A 20,088-nucleotide genomic window follows, 5' to 3' on the forward strand; every position below is an offset into this window, starting at 1 on the left:
GGCGGGCTCCCGAACGGCAGGCGAGCATGGCGATATGTCCTCACTCAGGGTGTCCACGCCCTGGTTCGACGAGACCGGCGGCGAGAGTTCCTGGCTCCCGGGGCTACCTACCCCGGTGACAGTGGCGGGACCGCGCCGGATTCACACCGGCTTCCTCTTCTGCCGTCGTACATGGCTCCGGCAGTCCACCACGCCCCCGGAACGGCCGTCAACTTGCCGTTGACCTGCACGGGGAGAGTGTGCAGAACCCCACACGGCGGCCGGGCGCGGGCTGTTCGCCCGGGCATGCGAACGGGGTGCGGGACGGCGAACCGTCCCGCACCCCGGGTGTCCGAACGCGTGGTCAGGCCACGATCAGTGAGATCCCGTACGCCACCGCCGCCGCGCAGGCCGCGAAGCACACGTACGCCCCCGTCACCGCGAGGCCGGCCGAGCCGCCCTCCGCGGAGGCCCGCTCCTGGCGGGACAGGCCCATGACGCCGAGGGTGAACAGGGCCACGAGAGCCACGGTGACCACGAGGCTGACGCCGAAGACGGAGCCCAGGGCCGCCCAGTCGATGTCCATGCTGCTTCTCTTCCTTCTTCCTGGTGCCTGGTGGGCCGGCTCAGGCGGCCGGAGCCGTCGGCTCGACGGTGGTGGCGGTGGCCGCCGGGGAGGGGATGGTGGCCGTCAGGTCCTCGGAGACCGTGCCCGCCGGGGGCGGGGTGACGGCGGCGATCGCGGTGGTGATCACGCCGGCCGGCTCCTCGGTCGCGTTGACGTTCGACGCGTCCACGACCTCGCGGCGGGAGATCTTCCAGATCGCCGCGCTGGAGGCGACCAGGAAGACCGCGACGACCGCCGTGCCCCAGTCCCCGAGGTCGGTGACCGACTCGGCCAGCGCGCCCACCAGGGCGGCCGCCGGGAGGGTCAGGCCCCAGGCCACGAACATCCGGGTCGCCGTGGACCAGCGGACCACGCCGCCCTTGCGGCCCAGGCCCGCGCCCATCACGGAACCGGACACGGAGTGCGTGGTGGACAGGGAGAAGCCGAGGTGGGAGGAGGCCAGGATGACCGTCGCGGCGCTGGTCTGGGCGGCGAAGCCCTGCTGCGGCTGGAGGTCGGTCAGGCCCTTGCCCATGGTGCGGATGATGCGCCAGCCGCCGAGGTAGGTGCCGAGCGCGATGGCCAGGCCCGCGGAGAGGATGACCCAGGTGGGCGGGTCCGAGTCGGGGGCGACGGCGCCGCCCGCGACCAGCGCGAGGGTGATGATGCCCATCGTCTTCTGCGCGTCGTTGGTGCCGTGCGCCAGGGAGACCAGGCCCGCCGAGGCGATCTGGCCGGCGCGGTAGCCCTTCTCGGCGGCCTTGCCGTCGGCCTTCCGGCCGAGCGTGTAGGACAGCCGGGTCGCGAGCATCGCGGCGACGCCCGCCACGATCGGCGCCGCGACCGCCGGGATCAGAACCTTGGTGACCAGGGCGTCACCGTGCACCGCGCCCATGCCGGCCGAGGCGATGGTGGCGCCGATCAGGCCGCCCATGAGGGCGTGGGAGGAGCTGGAGGGCAGGCCCACCAGCCAGGTCAGCAGGTTCCAGAGGATCGCGCCGACCAGGGCGGCGAAGATGACCTCGGGACGGATGCCGGTCTCGTCGACGAGACCCTTGGAGATCGTGTTCGCGACCTCCACGGAGAGGAAGGCGCCCACAAGGTTCAGCGCGGCGGACATGGCCACCGCGACCTTGGGCTTGAGTGCACCGGTCGAGATGGTGGTGGCCATCGCGTTGGCGGTGTCGTGGAAACCGTTCGTGAAATCGAACGCGAGTGCGGTTACCACCACAATCGCGAGGATCAGCGAGAAGTTTTCCATTTACCCAGGCAATCGTTCGAAGTCATTGGTTCGTTGAAGTTAAGTAATCTGAGTGAACGGAAGGTGAACTGAGGTGGGCGTCGTGGTGTCCATATGGACTGGACCTCGGCAGCGCGTTCGACCCGGCCGCCGTCCCGCTGGCAGGATCGGGGCATGGGTGAACACCTGAGCCAGGAGCGGCAGGCCTGGGCGGCACTCGTGGCGACGGCCCGCCGCACCGTCACCGACGGCCTGGTCGTCGGCACCTCCGGCAATGTCTCGGTGCGGCTCGGCGACACCGTGCTCGTCACCCCTTCGGGCGTGCCCTACGACCGTCTCACCCCCGACGACATCACCGGCGTCGACCTCACCGGCCGGCAGGTCCTCGGCACCCTCGCCCCCACCAGCGAGCTCCCCCTGCACCTCGCCGTATACGGCCACACCGACGCCCGCGCGATCGTCCACACCCACGCGGTGCACGCCACCGCCGTCTCCACCCTCGTCACCGAGCTCCCCACGATCCACTACATGGCCGGCGCCCTCGGCGGCCCCGTCCGGGTCGCCCCCTACGCGACGTACGGCACCGAGGAGTTGGCCGGGAACGCCCTGCGTGCCCTGGCCGACCGCACCGGCTGCCTCCTGCAGAACCACGGCACCCTCACCCACGGCACCACCCTCGACCAGGCCTACGACCGAACGGCCCAGCTCGAGTGGATGTGCCACCTCTGGCTCACGGCGTCCTCGGTCCCCGGCCGAACCCCGACCCTCCTGACACGGGCCCAGGTGGCGGAGGCGGGGGACCGCCTACGGGGCTACGGCCAACAGGCCTGACCCCCTGCCGCTCACGCGCGTCTTTCCTCCGCCCCGACGGAGCTCGGCCCCGACGGCGCACACCGGCGGCGCCGAACCGCCCCCGCCACCACTGGCCGCGCAGCGGGATGGCCAGGACACTGGACGCGTGCGCACTGCCACAGCGACGGCCGCCGCCGTCACCGCAGCCCTGGCCGCCGGCGCCGCCAGTGTCGCCGCCGGCCGGATCGCCAGCGACGCCGCACTCAAGGCGCCGCCCGGCCGTCCCCTGCCCACCGAACCCCGGCTCACCGTGCACGGCACCGCGGCCGGCCGGGTGACCCTCACCCGGCACCTCGCCACCCTGCGCCCCGGCACCTACGGCCTCGCCGGGGACGGCTCCCACGCGGTCGTCGGCCCCGTCCTGCCCGGCGCCCCGCCCTCCGCCGACACCGTCGTACGCCGCCTCGAACGCGTGACGCACGGCACCCTCGACCCCGGCGACCCGGTCTGGCTCACCCCCAACCTGTACGTCGGCACCCCGAGCGGCGCCCTGGGCCTCGACCACACCGACGTCGACATACCGGGCGAACTCGGCGACCTGCCCGCCTGGTTCGTCCCCGGCGCCCGCCGCACCTGGGTCGTCGCCGTGCACGGTCTCGGCACCACCCGCGAGCACACCCTGAACCTCCTCGGCTTCCTGCACCGCCACCGCTTCCCCGTGCTCGCCCTCTCCTACCGCGGCGACCTCGGCGCCCCCCGTCCCACGGACGGCCTCAACCACCTCGGCCAGACCGAGTGGCGCGACCTGGACGCGGCCATGCGCTACGCCGTCCGCCACGGCGCCGAGCGCCTCGTCCTGCTCGGCTGGTCCACCGGCGCCACCATGGCCCTGCGCGCCGCCGCCCGCTCCGGACCGCGCGACCTCGTCTCCGGACTCGTCCTGGACTCCCCGGTGCTGGACTGGCAGTCCACCCTGCGCGCCCTCGCCGCCGCCCGGCACACCCCCGGCGTGCTGCTGCCGCTCGCCGTCCGCGCCGCCCAGGGCCGCACCGGCCTGCACGCCGCCCCCGACGGCCACGGCGACGACAGCGCCGACCCGGCCCGGCTCGCCGTCCCGACCCTCGTCTTCCACGGCCCCGACGACACCGTGGCCCCCTGGCACGCCTCCCGCCGGCTCGCCGCCCGCCGCCCCGACCTGGTCGCCCTCCGCACGGTCGCCCAGGCCCCGCACGGCGCCATGTGGAACGCCGACCCGGCGGCCTACGAGGAGGCCCTGCGCCGCTTCCTCACCCCCCTCAGCTGACCCGCACGACACCTCCCCACCCACCGGTCCCGAACGTTCCGTTTAAGCCCGTACCACTGGCCTGAACCCGTCTCCTCGCCGCTCCTCGGACCCCGTGCGTTGGCCAGTCCCGTCGCCCGCCGTGACATTCCGTTTGGGTTTTCGGACCGTCAACCGGAAGACTGCACCCGTGACGTCCCGTATCCCGCGCGACTCCAGGCTTCGACTCGTCCGCCCGCGACCCCTGGCCGCCGCCCCCACAGCAGTGAACCAGCGGCGCCCGCGCCGCCCCGCGCCCCGCCCCCCGGAGGGCACTCCGGCCCCGGCGGAGCTGGCCAGAATGGCGCGCTCAGGTCTGGCCGCCGCGGCCCGTGTCGCGCGCTGGGCCGACAGCGTCCTCGGCCCCGGCGGCGACGCCGCGACCGCCGACGGCAAGGCCACCCTCTCCGAGGCGACCGCCGAACGGGCGGCCCGCGATCTGGCCCTGACCGCCGATCAGGTCCGCCACGACTGGGACACCGCCCGGCTGGCGGGTCTCGTCGAGGTGCACGGCGCGAGCGCCCGCCCCGGCTGGCGGCTGCGCGCCTGGGACCGCGACGACAGCGCCGTGCTGCGCGGCTGGGTCGCCCTCTTCGACGCCTGGTCGCTCGCCACCCCGGAACCCGCCGAGGAGGAGCCCGCGGCCGTCGCCGAGGTCGTCTCGGCCATGCCGCAGGTGCTGTCCTTCCTCCAGCTCTCCGCCGGACCCGTCCCCGTGGACCAGCTCCTGGACCTGCTGCGCCAGCGCGTCACCGAGCTGCGCACCGAGCGCTGCGAGGTCCCCTACGCCGCCGACGCGGCCGGCCCGCCGGCGCCCGCCGCCACCGAGCCCTCCGCCGACGCCGACCCCGCGGAGCCCGCCCGGGACGCCGAACTCGCCCCGCTGCTCGACTGGGCCCTGCACGCGCTCGCCTCCGTGGGCGCGCTCACCTGCGGTGACGGCCACGCCACGCTCACCCCGCTCGGCAACTGGGCGGTGTGGGTCAAGCTGGAGCAGATCTGCGTCGCCGCGCAGAGCCCGGCCGGCAACATCGAGCAGTCCGCCGAGGACATGCTCCGCGGCTGCGCCCAGCTCCGCCCGAACGCGGCCCGCGCCGAGTACCGCGCCTGGCTCGCCGCCCGGCCCGTCGGCAGCGCCGTCACCGAGCTGCTGGTCGCCGCCCGTGGCGAGGACGCCCTGCTGCGCGGCCTGGCCTTCGAGGCGCTGCGTGTCGTGGGCGCCCCCGCCGAGCCCGACGTACGGGCCGTCGTCGAGGTGCCGGCCCTCAGACCGTACGCGCTGCTCTGGCTCGCCGAGCACGACGGCGTCGACCCGGAGGACGCCCACGAGGTGCTCACCCGTGAGGAGGCCACCTGGCTGTGGGTCGACACCGCCGCCGCCGTGGCCGACCACGGCGAGGCCCCGATGCTCGTCCGGCACCTGGAGTCCGCGCTCCAGCCGACCGTGCCCGCGCTGCTGGCCGAGGTGCGCGCCGTCGGCCACCCCCGCACCGTGCAGGTGCTGGTGGCGCTGGCCGCCGCGCACCCCGACCCGGCGCTGGCCAAGGCCGTCCGCCGGGCCGCCTTCCAGGTGCACCGCGGCGGCTGACCCCCGGGGCCCCCTCCCGGGCCCCGGCCGTCAGCCCTGGATGTCCGGCGCGTACGTGCCGAAGCTCCAGATGTTGCCCTCCAGATCGCGGGCCATGTAGTCGCGGGAGCCGTAGTCCTGGTCCGTCGGGGGCATCAGGACCTCGGCACCGTGCTCCACGGCCCGCCGGTGGTGCGCGTCCACGTCGTCCACGACGACGTACACCCCGGTCGGGCCCGCGTCCTTCATCGCCGTGTCGAACACACCGCCGCGGCCCTTCGAGCCGAGCATCACCGCGCCGTTGCCCTGCACCAGCTCGGCGTGCATCACCGCCCCGCCCTCACCCTCGTACACCGACAGCTCGCTGAACCCGAAGGCCTCGGTGAGCTGCCGTATCGCCGCCTTCGCGTCGGTGTACAGCAGCGTGGGGCAGACGCTCGGGCGGCCGCTCGTGCCTGTCATGCAGATCACTCCCTCGTCAAGATCGAACACCTGAACACAGAAAAAGTGCTTGCACGGGCCCGTTAGACTGGCCTCATGGCCATTCTCCTCGCGCATTAGACGGCGGGAACGTCCTCAGCCGCCCAACCCGCCACCGACCCCGCACAGGAGTCTGACCGTGATCTCCGCCTCCGGCATCGAGCTGCGCGCCGGTGCCCGCATCCTCATCGAGAGCGCCTCCTTCCGTGTCGCCAAGGGCGACCGCATCGGCCTGGTCGGGCGCAACGGCGCGGGCAAGACGACCCTGACCAAGGTTCTGGCCGGCGAGGGCATCCCCGCCGCGGGCCAGGTCACCCGCTCCGGCGAGGTCGGCTACCTCCCGCAGGACCCCCGCACCGGCGACCTCGACGTCCTCGCCCGCGACCGCATCCTCGCCGCGCGCGGCCTCGACGTCCTCCTGCGCAAGATGCGGGAGAACGAGCAGCGCATCGCGAACGGCCAGGGCGCCACCCGCGAGAAGGCGATGCGGCAGTACGAGCGCCAGGAGACGGAGTTCCTCACCAAGGGCGGGTACGCCGCCGAGGCCGAGGCCGCCACCATCGCCGCCGCCCTCAACCTGCCCGACCGGGTGCTCGGCCAGCCCCTGCACACCCTCTCCGGCGGTCAGCGCCGCCGCGTCGAACTGGCCCGCATCCTGTTCTCCGACGCGGACACCCTGCTGCTCGACGAGCCGACCAACCACCTCGACGCCGACTCGATCGTCTGGCTGCGCGACTACCTCAGGACCTACCGCGGCGGCTTCATCGTCATCAGCCACGACGTCGACCTGGTCGAGACGGTCGTCAACAAGGTGTTCTACCTGGACGCCAACCGCTCCCAGATCGACGTCTACAACATGGGCTGGAAGCTCTACCAGCAGCAGCGCGAGGCCGACGAGAAGCGCCGCAAGCGCGAGCGCGCCAACGCCGAGAAGAAGGCCGCGGCCCTGCACTCCCAGGCCGACAAGATGCGCGCCAAGGCCACCAAGACGGTCGCCGCGCAGAACATGGCCCGCCGCGCCGACAAGCTGCTCTCCGGCCTGGAGGCGGTCCGCGTCTCCGACAAGGTCGCCAAGCTCCGCTTCCCCGAGCCCGCGCCCTGCGGCAAGACCCCGCTGATGGCCGAGGGCCTGTCGAAGTCGTACGGCTCGCTGGAGATCTTCACCGACGTCGACCTCGCCATCGACAAGGGCTCCCGGGTCGTCATCCTCGGCCTCAACGGCGCCGGCAAGACCACCCTGCTGCGGCTGCTGGGCGGGGTGGAGCAGCCCGACACCGGCGAGGTCCGCCCCGGTCACGGCCTCAAGCTCGGCTACTACGCCCAGGAGCACGAGACCCTCGACCCGGACCGCACGGTCCTGGAGAACATGCGCTCCGCCGCCCCCGACATGGACCTCGTCGAGGTCCGCAAGGTGCTCGGCTCGTTCCTGTTCTCCGGCGACGACGTCGACAAGCCCGCCGGTGTCCTCTCCGGCGGCGAGAAGACCCGCCTCGCCCTCGCGACGCTGGTGGTCTCCTCGGCGAACGTCCTCCTGCTCGACGAGCCCACCAACAACCTCGACCCGGCCAGCCGTGAGGAGATCCTCGGCGCGCTGCGTACCTACAAGGGCGCGGTCGTCCTCGTCACCCACGACGAGGGCGCGGTGGAGGCGCTCCAGCCCGAGCGGATCATCCTGCTGCCCGACGGTGTCGAGGACCTCTGGGGCGCCGACTACGCGGATCTCGTCGCGCTCGCTTGATCATCCGTGGTGGATCACCCGTGTTGGATCATTCGGCCCACGGGTGATCCATCATCTGTGTGAGATCTCCTCGTATCGAGGTGTGTCCTACATCCATTTTCCGGCCGATCCCTTTGTCGACAAGGGATCGGCCGTCGCGCGTCTCTGACCTGGTATTTCGCGAAAGAACCCGTTCGGCCGTACGAACGGCTCCGGGTGGAATCACAGGTTCCGGTTGTGGGGACGCGCTCCTGTCGTCAAAACCCTCTCGCACGGACCTTGCCGAATGGGTGGCCATCGGGCCCCGGAGGGGTGATCATGAGGGGACCAGAGCGCACTTCCCATGAGGAGGCACGGGTGGCCGAGACTCTGAAGAAGGGCAGCCGGGTGACCGGCGCCGCGCGCGACAAGCTCGCGGCAGACCTGAAGAAGAAGTACGACTCCGGTGCGAGCATCCGGGCGCTGGCCGAGGAGACCGGCCGCTCGTATGGCTTCGTACACCGGATGCTCAGCGAGTCGGGCGTCACGCTCCGTGGGCGTGGCGGCGCGACGCGAGGCAAGAAGGCCGCCTCGTCCTGACCCGGGCGGCCCACCGGCTTCGATGGTGCCACCCGGTCGGTCGTCCGATCGGCCGGGTGGTTACTGTGCAGTCACTTAGCATCGCTTTCACCTAGCACCGCTCTGTTGACCGCACGCATCGGAGGCGCCCCATGGCCACGCCCGACCAGGAACTCGTTCCCCTGCTCGACAAGGACGGCGTACGGCTCACCGTCGACGACGCGCTCGCCACGGTGACGCTGACCAACCCGGCCAAGCGCAATGCGCAGAGCCCCGCGATGTGGCGGACGCTCGCCGAGGCCGGGCGGCTGCTGCCGGGCTCCGTCCGGGTGGTCGTGCTGCGCGGTGAGGGCAAGTCCTTCTCCGCCGGCCTCGACCGGCAGATGTTCACGCCCGAGGGGATCGAGGGCGAACCCTCCTTCATCGATCTCGCGCGCAGTGGCGACGCCGAACTCGACGCCGCCATCGCCGAGTTCCAGGAGGGCTTCACCTGGTGGCGGCGCAACGACGTCGTGACCGTCGCCGCCGTCCAGGGCCATGCCATCGGCGCGGGCTTCCAGCTCGCGCTCGCCTGCGATGTGCGCGTCGTCGCCGACGACGTGCAGTTCGTCATGCGCGAGACCGCCCTCGGCCTGGTGCCGGATCTGACGGGCACGCATCCCCTCGTCTCCCTCGTCGGTTACGGCCGCGCGGTCGAGCTCTGCCTGACCGGACGGTTCGTGGGGGCGCAGGAGGCGGTGAGCTCGGGGCTCGCGAACATCGCGGTGCCGGTCGGGGAACTCGACGCGGCCGCACGGGAGCTGGCCACGGCGATCCTCGCCGCGCCGCGGGAGGCCGTCATCGAGACCAAGGCGCTGCTGCGGGGCGCCGCGGACCGTACGTACGACGAGCAGCGCGCCGCCGAGCGGGCGGCACAGGGCCGGCGGTTGCGCGACCTGGCCGGCCTCGGCGACTGAACGGCGCTCGCCCTCAGTTCACCCCGGTCACCAGCACCGTGACCGTCGGGTGGTCCGGCAGCGCCGTGCGCACCGTCTCACGGACCCGCCGTGCCACCTCCACGGCCCGGTGGTCCGCGCGGACCACGATCTCCACGCGCGCGTGCCGGTGCGGCAGGGCCGCGCCGGTCGTCGCCTCGTAGGTCTCCAGGCGTACCGCTCTGCCCAGGGCGCCGGTCATGCCCGTCACCCCCGGCACGGACAGCGCCGCCTCCGCCGCGAGGGCCTCCTCACCGGTGAGGGGCGGGCCGGCGGACGGCAGGGCCGGGGACGCCGCGGCACGCGGAACCGGCTCGCCCCGCTCCAGCAGGTCCGTCACCCGCAGGTCCACCCGCGTGACCGTCAGACCGAGGCGTTCGACCGCGGCCGTGGCCAGTGCGTGGCGCAGCCGGGCCGCCGTCGCCGGGAGCGGCTCCACGGGGGACGCCGCGAAGTCCGCCGTCACCCGAAGGGGCCCCGGCGGCAGTCCGCTCGGCGGAGGCGGCACGACGGGCTCGTCCGCGTCCGCCGGATCCACGGGGGCGACCCGGAGCACCCCGAGCCGCACCCCCGGCACCTCCCCGACCGCCTCACGCAGTACGCCCTTCGCCGCCTCCTCGGCGATCCACGCCCCGTCGCGCGCGCCGCCCAGGGGCAGGAGCCTGCCCAGGCCCACCTGATGCCGTACCGCACTCGTCCACCCGTCCATTCCTCCAGCCTGCCGTATCCCCGGGGCGCGGCGGCGCAACCGCGCTTACCGTGGTCGAAGGGACGACGACCGAGAAGGACGTACGGCCATGAGTGAGGCAACGGAGCAGAGCCGGACACAGAGCACGGAGGGCGGCACGGAGTCCGTGTCGACCCGCAAGCCGACCCGGCGTGGCGGCGGCGACCCCGCGAGCCGGGGCCGCACCACCATCGCCGACGGAGTGGTGGAGAAGATCGCCGGCCTCGCGACCCGTGACGTCGTCGGCGTCCACGCCATGGGCAGCGGCATCAGCCGCACCTTCGGCGCGGTGCGCGACCGGGTGCCCGGTGGCACCAAGTCCGTGACGCGCGGCGTCAAGGCCGAGGTCGGCGAGGTGCAGACCGCGCTCGACCTGGAGATCGTCGTCGACTACGGCGTGTCGATCACCGAGGTCTCCCGGGACGTCCGGGAGAACGTGATCGCGGCCGTGGAGCGGATGACCGGCCTGGAGGTCGTCGAGGTCAACATCGCGGTGAGCGACGTGAAGCTCCCCGAGGAGGAGGACGAGGAGCCGGAGCCCCGCATCCAGTGACGCAACGGCCGACGAGCGGAGGAACACAGCATGAGCAGGGCCGTGATCGGGATGATCGCCGGCATGGCACTGGGCTTCGCCGGATACTTCGGCGGCTTCGGTGCCTTCCTCCTGGTGGCCGCCCTCGGCGCCATCGGGTTCGTCGTCGGAAGGCTCCTGGAAGGAGACATGGAGGTAGGGGACTTCTTCCGCACACGTGACGACCGGCGCAGGTGACGGAGGTGAGCGAGGGGACGGGCGCGGCCGGCCGACGTCCCGCCGACGTCCCGCCGGGCGAGCGCGGGGCGACCCGCATCGCGGACCGGGTCGTGGCGAAGATCGCCGCCCAGGCCGCGCTGGAGGCGGTGCGCCCGCTGCACCCCGAGGCGGGCCGCCCGCACGCCACGGTGGTCGTCCATCACGACGCCGCGCACCTCCACGTCCACCTCGAACTCGACTACCCCACCGACATCGGCTCGCGTTGCCACGCGGTGCGTCGGCATGTCACCGAGCGGGTAGGCGCGTTGGTGGGAATGCAGGTTCCGGAGGTCGCCGTCCAGGTGGAACGGCTGCACCTGACGACGGCTCCCGGCGCGGCACACGGGAGGACGCGATGAGCGAGCCCCGGGGCACGGAGGGCACCAGCACCCTGCCCGTACTCGAGAAGCAGCAACCCGGCGAGGACCCACCGCGGGTGCCCAACGCCGGCGAGGCGCACCGTTTCTGGTCGCCGCGCCGCGTCCCCGCGGCCGTCGTCGCGGCGCTGATGTTCGTCGTCGCGGGCGCCTTCCTCTACGACGTCTGCGCCGTCCGCGCCGGCCGGTCCGCCCTCGCCTGGCGGCACGACCTGGCCACCCAGCTCGCCGAGCGCCCCCTCGACGACACGTGGGTGCTGGTCGGCGCGGGCGTCGCCGCGGCCCTCGGCCTGTGGCTGATCCTGCTGGCCGTCACCCCGGGCCTCAGGGACGTCCTGCCGATGCGCCGCGTCCACCCCGACGTCCGGGCCGGCCTCCACCGGGACGCGGTCGCCCTGGTGCTGCGCGACCGGGCCATGGAGGTCGCCGGCGTCCAGTCGGTCCGGGTGCGGGCGCACCGGCGCAGGGCCGACGTGCGCGCGCTCTCCCATTTCCGCGACCTGGACGCCGTACACACCGATCTGGACGCCGTTCTGACGGAGGCGATCCGGGGGCTGGGACTCGTCCGTCCCCCGCGTCTGTCGGTGCACGTGCGGCGGCCCGGGAAGAAGGGGTGAGGGTCATGCTCAGGACCGTCAACCGTGTGCTGCTCGGCCTCGTCGGCCTGGTCCTCCTCGCCGTCGGCGGGGCGGTGCTGGCCGTGGGCCTGGGGGTCTCGCCACCCTCCTGGTGGATCCACGACGGCCCCCACGACGTCCTGCTCAGCACCGCCGAACGCACGAAGTGGCGGGACGAGACCTGGTGGTGGCCGACGGTGATCGCCGTTCTCGCGGTGCTCGTGCTGCTCGCCCTGTGGTGGCTGACGGCCGTACTGCGCCGCCGTCGGCTCGGCGAGGTCCTGGTGGACACCGGCGACGGCGCGGGCGCGCTGCTGCGGGGCCGCGCCCTGCAGTCCGTGCTGACGGCCGACGCGGGCGAACTGGAGGGCGTGGCCCACGCCCACGTCCGCCTCACGGGCCGCAGGGACGCCCCCGAGACCCGGGTACGCCTGCGCCTGGAACCCCACGTGGACCCGGGAACGGCCCTGAACGACCTGACCCACCAGGCCCTGGCCCACGCGAGGGACTCGGCGGCCCTGAAGAGACTCCCGGCGGACGTACGACTGAGGGCGGCCAAACACAAGGCGGCAAGGGTGACGTGAACCCCAGGTTCGGGGGACGCACCCGAGGGGCGCGGGGCCGCGTCGATCTGCGGCTCCGCCGCGTGGGCGCGACAAGCCCCCGCTCACCCGCACCCGACACGAACCCCTCAGGCTCAGAACCCGTGCCGCATCCCCCCGTCCACCGGCACCATGATCCCCGTGAGATACGAGGCGGCCGGAGACAGCAGAAACGCCGCCACCCTTCCGAACTCCTCCGGCGCCCCGTACCGCCGCAGCGCGATCCGCGACTCGTTCGCGGCCCGCGTGGCCTCGGGATCGGCCGACAACCCGTCCAGCTCCCGCACCCGGTCCGTGTCGATCCGCGACGGCAGCAGCCCCACGACCCGGATGCCACGCGGCCCCAGCTCGTCGGAGAGCGACTTGGCGAAGCCCGCGAGACCCGGCCGCAGCCCGTTCGAGATCGTCAGCCCCGGGATCGGCTCGTGCACCGACCCCGACAGCACGAACCCGATCACCCCGCCGGACTCCAGCTCGGCCGCCGCCGCCCGCGCCAGCCGCACCGCACCCAGGAACACCGACTCGAACGCCGCCTGCCACTGCTCGTCGGTGTTGTCCGCGACGAACCCCGGCGGCGGCCCGCCCACGCTCACCAGCACCCCGTCGAAGGCACCGAAGCTCTCCCGGGCGGTGGCGATGAGCCGCGCCGCGGCCTGCGGATCGGCGTTGTCGACGGCGACCCCCACGGCGTTCGGGCCCAGTGCGGCCGCCGCGTCCGCGACCCGCTTCTCGTCCCGCCCGGTCACGACCACCTTCGCGCCGTCCGCGACGAGTTCGCGCGCGGCCGCGTGCCCCAGGCCGCGGGTGGCCCCCGTGACGACGTACACCCGGTCCTTCAGTCCAAGATCCATGGCCCCTATCCTGCCTTCCCGCCCCCGTACAGGGCGAGGGCGGTGTTCACCAGGCCGAGGTGGCTGAAGGCCTGCGGGAAGTTGCCGAGATGGCGGCCGGCGACCGGGTCGTACTCCTCGGCCAGCAGACCCACGTCGTTCGAGAGGCCCACCAGCCGTTCGAACAGCTCCCGCGCCTCCTCGGTGCGGCCCGTCTCCCGGAGCGCGTGCGCCAGCCAGAACGAGCAGGCCAGGAAGGTGCCCTCGTCGCCGGGCAGACCGTCCACCGTCGTCCCGTCGGTGCTGTAGCGGCGCACCAGACCGCCGTGGCCGAGCTCCGCGCGGACCGCGTCGACCGTGCCGACCACGCGCGGGTCGTCCGCCGGCAGGAAGCCGAGGCGCGGGATGAGCAGCAGGGCGGCGTCGAGGTCGCGGGAGCCGTAGGACTGGGTGAAGGTGTTCCGTTCCGGGTCGTAGCCCTTCTCGCACACCTCCCGGTGCACCTCGTCGCGCATCGCCCGCCACCCCTCCAGGTCCCCGCTGAGCTCGGGGTTCTCCTCCAGCGCGCGGACCGCCCGGTCGGCGGCCACCCACACCATCACCTTCGAGTGCACGAACTGCCGGCGGCCCCCGCGCACCTCCCACAGCCCCTCGTCCGGCTGTCGCCAGTTCTCGCTCAGCCAGCTCATCAACGCGCACTGGATCGCCCACACATGCGGTTTCGTCTCCAGGCCCGCGGCCCGGGCCAGCGCCAACGAGTCGATGACCTCGCCGTAGACGTCGAGCTGGAGCTGGTTCACGGCGTCGTTGCCGACGCGTACGGGGGTGGAGCCGGCGTGGCCGGACAGCCAGGGCAGCTCGAACTCGGGCAGCCGGCGCTCGCCCCCCAGCCCGTACATGATCTGCAGGTCGGCCGGGTCGCCGGCGACCGCCCGCAGCAGCCAGTCCCGCCAGGCCTCGGCCTCGTCCTGGTAGCCGGCCTCCAGCAGCGCGCCCAGGGTGAGGGTGGAGTCGCGCAGCCAGCAGTAGCGGTAGTCCCAGTTGCGCACCCCGCCCAGCTCCTCGGGCAGGGAGGTGGTGGGGGCGGCGACGATGCCTCCGGTGGGCCGGTAGGTGAGCGCCTTCAGGGTGATCAGGGAGCGCATCACGGCGTCCCGGTGCGGGCCGTCGTAGCGGCAGCGCGCGGCCCATTCCCGCCAGTCCTCGACGCTGCCGCGCAGCGCCTTGTGCGGATCGATCAGCGGCGGACGCCGTTCGTGCGAGGGGTGCCACGTCAGCACGAACGCCACGGACTCGCCCTCGCCGACGGTGAACTCCGCGTGGGTGGCGAAGTCCTCGCCCCAGGTGTGCACGGCGGGTTCGCTGCGCAGCCAGACCGCGTCGGGGCCGGCGACCGCGACGCGATGTCCCTCCGCCCTGCGCATCCACGGCACGATCGAGCCGTGGTCGAAGCGCAGCCGCAGCCGGCTGCGGACGGTGACCCGGCCGCGCAGCCCCTCCACGATCCGGATCAGGTCGGGGTGGCGGTCGCGCTGCGGCATCAGGTCGGTGACCCGGATCGCGCCCTGGCCGGTCTCCCACTCCGTGTCCAGGACGAGGGTGTCGTGGCGGTAGGCGCGGCGGGTGCAGACCCCGTCGACGCCCTTCGGGGCGATGCGCCAGTGGCCGTTGTCCTCGTCGCCGAGCAGCCGGGCGAAACAGGCGGCGGAGTCGAACCGGGGCAGACAGAGCCAGTCGACCGAGCCGTCCCTGCCGACCAGGGCGGCGGTCTGTTCGTCGCCGATGAGAGCGTAGTCCTCGATACGGGGGTGCACGCCCTTGCGGGTTCCCGGAGGGCCGGGCGGGCAATCAGGGGTGCGGCCGGGGGAGTGACGCCCCGCTCACCGCGTCGCCCGTCCCCGAGAAGATCACCCCCGGGTGGGCGGGCGTCTGGTTCAGCACCCACAGGCCGATCAGGGTGGCCAGGGCGAACACGACGGCGATCAGCACGGCGAGCACCAGCCTGCGCCGCCTCTCGCGCCGCAGCCACTCCCCGCGCGCGGTGCGGTAGGCGTCGGGCACGGCCCGCGCGGGCCGCACCCCTCCGGCGAGCGCTTCGAGCGCCTCGCGCAGCTCCCGCTCCGTGCGGTCGGCGGCCGGCGGCTCCTGCCGGGTCCGGTCGGGTCCGGTGTCGTTCATCGCCGGGCCTCCATCGCCTGGGTGAGTGCGGCGAGGCCGCGTGAGGTGTGGGTCTTGACGGACCCGCAGGAGATGCCCATCGCGGCGGCGATCTCGCTCTCCTTCAGGCCCAGCCAGTGGCGCAGCACGAGCGCCTCGCGCTGCCGGGCCGGCAACTGCTGCAGGGCGTCGATCAGCACCCGCTGGTCGTCGCGGAGCAGCGCGGTGCTCTCGGCGGAGGCCACGGTCTCGTCGGGGAGTTCCGGCGGGCTCTCGACATGCCGGCGGGCGACCTGGAGGTGGCGTATCCGCATCCGGGTCAGATTGCAGACCGTGGAGCGCAGATAGGCCTCGGCCGCCTGGACGTCCCGCAGCCGCCGCCACTTCCGGTAGATCTGGTAGTACGCCTCGGCGACCACGTTCTCCGGATCGTCCGCGCCGAGCAGCACGGCGAGCCGCAGCATCGAGGAGTAGTGCAACTCGAACAGCCGGGCGAGTCCGGCCTCGCGTTCCCGCTCCGCCGGGTCGGTCACGGCGAGCGCGAGCGGCTCGGCGTACGTCTCCGCCACGGGGGCCGGGATCGGGTGTCTGCGTCTCACGGGTGGTTCGCTCCCGTCGTGCGGGGCCGCCTGACGGTCAGGCGGGAGGGCAGGTCGGTGGTGTCGGCGCCGCGCGGGACACCGAGGCGTTCGAGGGCGGCGGTGCCGGCCACCGCGACGGTCAGATTGAGCAGCAGCGCGGCCAGCCCGGCGTAGATCTCCAGCGGTCCGAAGCCGAGCGTCACGATGGAGGAGAACCCCTCGCGGACGACCAGGACGGTCCCGGCCGCCATACCGGTGGCCCAGCCGGCGAGCAGCGCCCGCGGGTGCAGCCGTCCGGTGAACAGCCCCACCGCCACGGCGGGGAAGATCTGCAGGATCCACACCCCGCCCAGCAGTTGCAGGTTGACGGCGTCCTGGTCGCGCAGCCCGAACACGAACGCCACCGCCCCGACCTTCGCGGTCAGCGACACCGCCTTGGCGATGCGCACCTGCCGCTTGGGGGTGGCCGTGGGCTGGACGTACTCGACGTAGACGTTGCGGACGAAGCCCGTGGCGGCCGCGATGGACATCACCGCGGCCGGCACCAGCGCCCCCACGGTGATCGCGGCGAACACCAGCCCGGCCAGCGGCCCCGGCATCAGCCGGTCGACCAGCATCGGTACGGCGGCCTCGGCGCCGCCCTGCGGAGCGCGCACCCCCGCCGCGAGCGCCGCGACACCGAGGAAGCCGAAGAGGGCGAGCAGTCCGGTCCAGGCGGGCAGCGCCACCGCGACCTTGCGCAGGGTGCGCGGCCCGTCGGCGGCGAACCCGGCGGTGAGGACGTGCGGGTACATCAGCAGGGCGAGCGCGGAGCCGAGCGCGAGGGTGGCGTACGCGGGCTGCTGGGCGGGGGTGAGGACCAGCGGCGAGTGGGCCACGTCCGTGCCCCCGAGCCGCCGCGCCGCGCCCTCGAACACCGGGCCGGGCCCGCCCAGCCGCCGCAGCACCAGCCAGCACACGGCGGTCAGCGACACGAACACGGCCACCGCCTTCAGCGCCGAGATGACCGCGGGCGCCCGCAACCCGTGCCGGTACGTCGCCACCGCCAGCCCCGCGAACAGCGCCACCATCACCAGGTCCCCGGCCGCGCCGCGCGGGTACACGCCCCCGGCGGTCAGCACCGCCCGTATCCCCAGCAGTTGCAGCGCCAGATACGGCATGGTCGCGAGGATCCCGGTCAGCGCCACGACGAGCGCGAGCGGCGGCGAGCCGTAGCGGCCCCGCACGAAGTCGGCGGCGGTGACATAGCCGTGCCTCCGGGCCACCTCGCCCAGGCGGCTCAGCAGGACGAAGGCGAGCGGGCAGACGATCACCGTGTACGGCACCGCGAAGAACGCGGGCGCCCCGTTGCCGTAGGCGAGGCCCGGTACGGCGGTGAAGGTGTACGCGGTGAAGATCGTGCCGCCGAGCAGCAGCCAGGTCCACACCGGGCCGAGGGAGCGGTCGGCCAGCGCCCAGCCCTCCAGGTCGGGCAGCCGGTCGCTGGGGCGCAGCCGGCGCGCGGTCACGGCGAGCAGCGACGCCCCGCCGATCACGGCGAGGAACGTCGTCGTCATGGCGCCGTCGGCCATGGGTCACCGCCTTTGGTGTGCCGAGTCCTCACCGGTCAGTTGCGCGGGCGGCGGGTTCGGTTGACGGGAACCGGCGCGAAATCCACGGGACATCTCATGGGGAGTTCGCTGTCAACCGGTGTCGGGGGGTGGGCAACTCTTGCACAGACCGACAGCGAACGGGAGAGCCGTCCTCGCTGGTACCGGTCGCCGATCTCGCCCGCCTCGGGTCCCGAGGCGTACCGCACCGCCCAGGTGAGGAGCCGCCATGCCTGCGTCAGCCCTGCCCGAAACCGGCCGTCCCGCGCCGGAAAAGTCACGTATGTCACTGAAGTCCGTCGCACTGTGGACCGGTGTCGCCCTGCTCGGCGCCGTCGCCTGGGGCGTCCTCGCCCTCTCGCGCGGCGAGGAGATCTCCGCGGTCTGGCTGGTGGTGGCCGCGCTCGGCTCGTACGCCATCGCCTACCGCTTCTACTCCCGGTTCATCGCCCGCCGCGTCCTGGGGGCCGACGACGGCCGCGCCACCCCGGCCGAGCGGCTGGAGGACGGGGTCGACTACCACCCCACCGACCGCCGGGTGCTGTTCGGCCACCACTTCGCCGCCATCGCGGGCGCCGGCCCGCTGGTCGGCCCCGTGCTGGCCGCGCAGATGGGCTATCTGCCGGGCACGATCTGGATCATCAGCGGGGTGATCTTCGCCGGCGCGGTCCAGGACATGATCGTGCTGTTCCTCTCCATGCGCCGGGACGGCAAGAGCCTCGGCCAGATGGCCCGGGACGAGATCGGCACAGTGGGCGGTGCCGCGGCCCTGATCGGCGTCTTCGCCATCATGATCATCCTGCTCGCGGTCCTGGCGATGGTCGTCGTCAACGCCCTCGCGGAGTCCCCCTGGGGCACCTTCTCGGTCGCCATGACCATCCCCATCGCCCTCTTCATGGGCTTCTACCTGCGCTATCTGCGGCCCGGCCGGGTCGTGGAGACCAGCGTCATCGGCGTGGCGCTGCTCCTGCTCGCCATCCTCGGCGGCGGCTGGATCCAGAACTCCTCGCTGGCCCACTACTTCCTGTGGAGCCCGCAGACCCTCGTCTTCTGTCTGGTCGGCTACGGCTTCGTCGCCTCCGTCCTCCCGGTGTGGATGCTCCTGGCGCCCCGTGACTACCTGTCGACGTTCATGAAGGTGGGCACCATCGCCCTGATGGCCGTGGGCGTGGTGATCGCGGCCCCCACTCTCAAGGCGGGCGCGGTGACCGAGTTCGCCTCCACCGGCGCAGGACCGGTCTTCGCCGGATCCCTCTTCCCCTTCCTGTTCATCACCATCGCCTGCGGCGCCCTCTCCGGCTTCCACGCGCTGGTCTCCTCGGGCACCACCCCCAAGCTCATCCAGAAGGAGTCCCAGGTCCGCCTCATCGGCTACGGCTCGATGCTCACGGAGTCCTTCGTCGCCGTGATGGCGCTGATCGCCGCCTGCGTCCTCGAACCCGGCCTCTACTACGCCATGAACTCCCCGGCCGCGCTGCTCGGCCCGACCGCGCAGAGCGCCGCCGAGGCGGTCAAGGGCCTCGGCTTCGCCATCACCCCGGACCAGCTGACCGCCGCCGCCAAGGCCGTCGAGGAACAGACGCTGGTCGGCCGCTCCGGCGGCGCCCCCACCCTCGCCGTGGGCATGTCGGAGATCTTCTCCAGCGTCTTCGGAAGCGGCCTCAAGGCCTTCTGGTACCACTTCGCGATCATGTTCGAGGCGCTGTTCATCCTCACCACCGTGGACGCGGGCACCCGCGTGGGCCGCTTCATGCTCCAGGACATGCTCGGCAACGTCTGGAAGCCCATCGGCCGCGTCACCTGGAAGCCCGGCGTCTGGATCACCAGCGCCCTCGTCGTCGGCGCCTGGGGCTACTTCCTCTACGCCGGTGTCACCGACCCGCTGGGCGGGATCAAGCAGCTGTTCCCCCTCTTCGGCATCGCCAACCAACTGCTCGCCGCGGTCGCCCTCGCCGTCACCACGACCATGCTCGTCAAGGCGGGCAAGGCCCGCTGGGCCTGGGTGACCGGCGCCCCGCTCGCCTGGGTCGTGGCCGTCACCTTCACCGCCGGGTGGCAGAAGGTGTTCTCCGGCAACCCGAAGATCGGCTTCTTCGCCCAGCGCGACGTCTACGCCGACGCCGCCGACGCGGGCAAGCTCCTGCCCGGCGCCACCGACCTGGACGACATGCACACCATCGTCGTCAACAACACCGTCGACGGCGTCATCATGGCGGTCTTCCTGCTGCTGGTCGCGATCGTCCTGGTCAACTGCGCGGTGGTCTGCGTACGGGCCCTGCGGGCGGCCGAGCCGCTGCCGACGACCGAGACGCCGTACGTCGCCTCCCGCATCGACGTCCCCGAGCAGCGCGACAGCGAGCCGCTGGTGGGGGCCGGCTCATGACCGCCGTACGCAAGGCGGTGGGCGTCCTCCTCTGGTACGCGCGGGAACTGACCGGCGAGGCCGAGTACGACCGCTACTGCGCCCGGCACCGCCGCCACCACCCGCACGCCCCGGTGCCGACCCGCCGGGAGTACCAGCGGATGCGCACCACGGCGCGTGAGGGCGAGTCGCCCGGACGCTGCTGCTGAACCCGGTTCCGT

The 20,088-nt window shown here is 73.1% G+C and carries 22 protein-coding genes and 1 riboswitch; of the genes, 13 read left to right on the forward strand and 9 right to left on the reverse strand.

From position 1 onward, the window contains the following. Positions 1-62 precede the first annotated feature (62 nt). Positions 63-205: riboswitch (cobalamin riboswitch) on the reverse strand. Positions 206-343: 138 nt separating this feature from the next. Beyond that, the gene (locus OG852_RS36985) at positions 344-565 is read right to left on the reverse strand and encodes a hypothetical protein (protein ID WP_133910346.1); all 222 of its coding nucleotides are present in this window, start codon (positions 563-565) and stop codon (positions 344-346) included. Positions 566-605: 40 nt separating this feature from the next. Continuing rightward, complete coding sequence (locus OG852_RS36990; protein WP_133910347.1) at positions 606-1,847, reverse strand: inorganic phosphate transporter; 1,242 nt, start codon at positions 1,845-1,847, stop codon at positions 606-608. A 153-nt stretch (positions 1,848-2,000) separates the two neighbouring features. Here OG852_RS36990 and OG852_RS36995 point away from each other — a divergent pair, with 153 nt between their 5' ends. From OG852_RS36995 to OG852_RS37005, 3 genes are all read left to right on the forward strand, one after another. After that, entirely contained in the window at positions 2,001-2,657 is a 657-nt protein-coding gene (locus OG852_RS36995) for a class II aldolase/adducin family protein (RefSeq protein ID WP_330350201.1), read from the forward strand. Positions 2,658-2,784: 127 nt separating this feature from the next. After that, positions 2,785-3,921 carry an alpha/beta hydrolase gene (locus OG852_RS37000; RefSeq protein WP_330350202.1) on the forward strand — a complete coding sequence of 379 codons (1,137 nt, stop codon included), beginning with the start codon at positions 2,785-2,787 and terminating at the stop codon, positions 3,919-3,921. Between the two features lie 169 nt (positions 3,922-4,090). Beyond that, the gene (locus OG852_RS37005) at positions 4,091-5,527 is read left to right on the forward strand and encodes a hypothetical protein (RefSeq protein ID WP_208117051.1); all 1,437 of its coding nucleotides are present in this window, start codon (positions 4,091-4,093) and stop codon (positions 5,525-5,527) included. Between the two features lie 30 nt (positions 5,528-5,557). Here the strand turns inward: OG852_RS37005 and OG852_RS37010 are convergent, their stop codons facing one another. Next, positions 5,558-5,968 carry a VOC family protein gene (locus OG852_RS37010; protein ID WP_133910350.1) on the reverse strand — a complete coding sequence of 137 codons (411 nt, stop codon included), beginning with the start codon at positions 5,966-5,968 and terminating at the stop codon, positions 5,558-5,560. Between the two features lie 157 nt (positions 5,969-6,125). Between OG852_RS37010 and OG852_RS37015 the strand changes: the two genes are divergently transcribed. The 3 genes from OG852_RS37015 to OG852_RS37025 all read left to right on the forward strand — a co-directional run bounded on the left by OG852_RS37015 (position 6,126) and on the right by OG852_RS37025 (position 9,217). Then, positions 6,126-7,724 carry an ABC-F family ATP-binding cassette domain-containing protein gene (locus OG852_RS37015; RefSeq protein ID WP_133910351.1) on the forward strand — a complete coding sequence of 533 codons (1,599 nt, stop codon included), beginning with the start codon at positions 6,126-6,128 and terminating at the stop codon, positions 7,722-7,724. Between the two features lie 336 nt (positions 7,725-8,060). Next, positions 8,061-8,282 (forward strand): helix-turn-helix domain-containing protein, encoded by a 222-nt coding sequence (locus OG852_RS37020; RefSeq protein WP_004002281.1) that lies wholly within the window; start codon positions 8,061-8,063, stop codon positions 8,280-8,282. A gap of 131 nt (positions 8,283-8,413) precedes the next feature. Next, complete coding sequence (locus tag OG852_RS37025) at positions 8,414-9,217, forward strand: enoyl-CoA hydratase/isomerase family protein (RefSeq protein ID WP_330350203.1); 804 nt, start codon at positions 8,414-8,416, stop codon at positions 9,215-9,217. Between the two features lie 13 nt (positions 9,218-9,230). On the opposite strand, the gene OG852_RS37030 is transcribed toward OG852_RS37025, so the two are convergent. Beyond that, entirely contained in the window at positions 9,231-9,944 is a 714-nt protein-coding gene (locus OG852_RS37030) for a nucleopolyhedrovirus P10 family protein (RefSeq protein ID WP_330350204.1), read from the reverse strand. A gap of 88 nt (positions 9,945-10,032) precedes the next feature. On the opposite strand from OG852_RS37030, the gene OG852_RS37035 reads away from it, so the two are divergent. The 5 genes from OG852_RS37035 to amaP are packed head-to-tail and all read left to right on the forward strand — an operon-like array spanning position 10,033 to position 12,330. Continuing rightward, the gene (locus tag OG852_RS37035) at positions 10,033-10,515 is read left to right on the forward strand and encodes an Asp23/Gls24 family envelope stress response protein (protein WP_133910354.1); all 483 of its coding nucleotides are present in this window, start codon (positions 10,033-10,035) and stop codon (positions 10,513-10,515) included. A gap of 30 nt (positions 10,516-10,545) precedes the next feature. Continuing rightward, positions 10,546-10,731 carry a hypothetical protein gene (locus OG852_RS37040; RefSeq protein WP_133910355.1) on the forward strand — a complete coding sequence of 62 codons (186 nt, stop codon included), beginning with the start codon at positions 10,546-10,548 and terminating at the stop codon, positions 10,729-10,731. After that, positions 10,728-11,111 carry an Asp23/Gls24 family envelope stress response protein gene (locus OG852_RS37045; RefSeq protein WP_133910356.1) on the forward strand — a complete coding sequence of 128 codons (384 nt, stop codon included), beginning with the start codon at positions 10,728-10,730 and terminating at the stop codon, positions 11,109-11,111. The genes OG852_RS37040 and OG852_RS37045 overlap by 4 nt, the downstream gene beginning before the upstream one ends. Then, positions 11,108-11,746 (forward strand): DUF6286 domain-containing protein, encoded by a 639-nt coding sequence (locus OG852_RS37050; protein ID WP_330350205.1) that lies wholly within the window; start codon positions 11,108-11,110, stop codon positions 11,744-11,746. The genes OG852_RS37045 and OG852_RS37050 overlap by 4 nt, the downstream gene beginning before the upstream one ends. 5 nt (positions 11,747-11,751) lie before the next feature. Further along, positions 11,752-12,330 carry an alkaline shock response membrane anchor protein AmaP gene (gene amaP / locus OG852_RS37055; RefSeq protein WP_133910358.1) on the forward strand — a complete coding sequence of 193 codons (579 nt, stop codon included), beginning with the start codon at positions 11,752-11,754 and terminating at the stop codon, positions 12,328-12,330. Between the two features lie 113 nt (positions 12,331-12,443). On the opposite strand, the gene OG852_RS37060 is transcribed toward amaP, so the two are convergent. The 5 genes from OG852_RS37060 to OG852_RS37080 are packed head-to-tail and all read right to left on the reverse strand — an operon-like array spanning position 12,444 to position 17,487. After that, positions 12,444-13,199 (reverse strand): SDR family oxidoreductase, encoded by a 756-nt coding sequence (locus OG852_RS37060; protein ID WP_133910359.1) that lies wholly within the window; start codon positions 13,197-13,199, stop codon positions 12,444-12,446. Between the two features lie 5 nt (positions 13,200-13,204). Further along, positions 13,205-14,992 (reverse strand): glycoside hydrolase family 15 protein, encoded by a 1,788-nt coding sequence (locus OG852_RS37065; RefSeq protein WP_133910360.1) that lies wholly within the window; start codon positions 14,990-14,992, stop codon positions 13,205-13,207. A gap of 34 nt (positions 14,993-15,026) precedes the next feature. Further along, entirely contained in the window at positions 15,027-15,356 is a 330-nt protein-coding gene (locus OG852_RS37070) for a hypothetical protein (protein WP_133910361.1), read from the reverse strand. Next, positions 15,353-15,916, reverse strand: a complete 564-nt coding sequence (locus OG852_RS37075; protein WP_330351562.1) for an RNA polymerase sigma factor — start codon at positions 15,914-15,916, stop codon at positions 15,353-15,355. Before OG852_RS37075 ends, OG852_RS37070 begins: the two co-directional genes overlap by 4 nt. Before the next feature lie 14 nt (positions 15,917-15,930). Continuing rightward, entirely contained in the window at positions 15,931-17,487 is a 1,557-nt protein-coding gene (locus tag OG852_RS37080) for a sodium:solute symporter family protein (RefSeq protein WP_133910362.1), read from the reverse strand. A gap of 247 nt (positions 17,488-17,734) precedes the next feature. Between OG852_RS37080 and OG852_RS37085 the strand changes: the two genes are divergently transcribed. Beyond that, the gene (locus tag OG852_RS37085) at positions 17,735-19,888 is read left to right on the forward strand and encodes a carbon starvation CstA family protein (RefSeq protein WP_330350206.1); all 2,154 of its coding nucleotides are present in this window, start codon (positions 17,735-17,737) and stop codon (positions 19,886-19,888) included. Beyond that, entirely contained in the window at positions 19,885-20,076 is a 192-nt protein-coding gene (locus OG852_RS37090) for a YbdD/YjiX family protein (protein ID WP_133910364.1), read from the forward strand. The genes OG852_RS37085 and OG852_RS37090 overlap by 4 nt, the downstream gene beginning before the upstream one ends. Positions 20,077-20,088: the final 12 nt, after the last annotated feature.

The organism is Streptomyces sp. NBC_00582 (genome assembly GCF_036345155.1).
Taxonomy (GTDB): domain Bacteria; phylum Actinomycetota; class Actinomycetes; order Streptomycetales; family Streptomycetaceae; genus Streptomyces.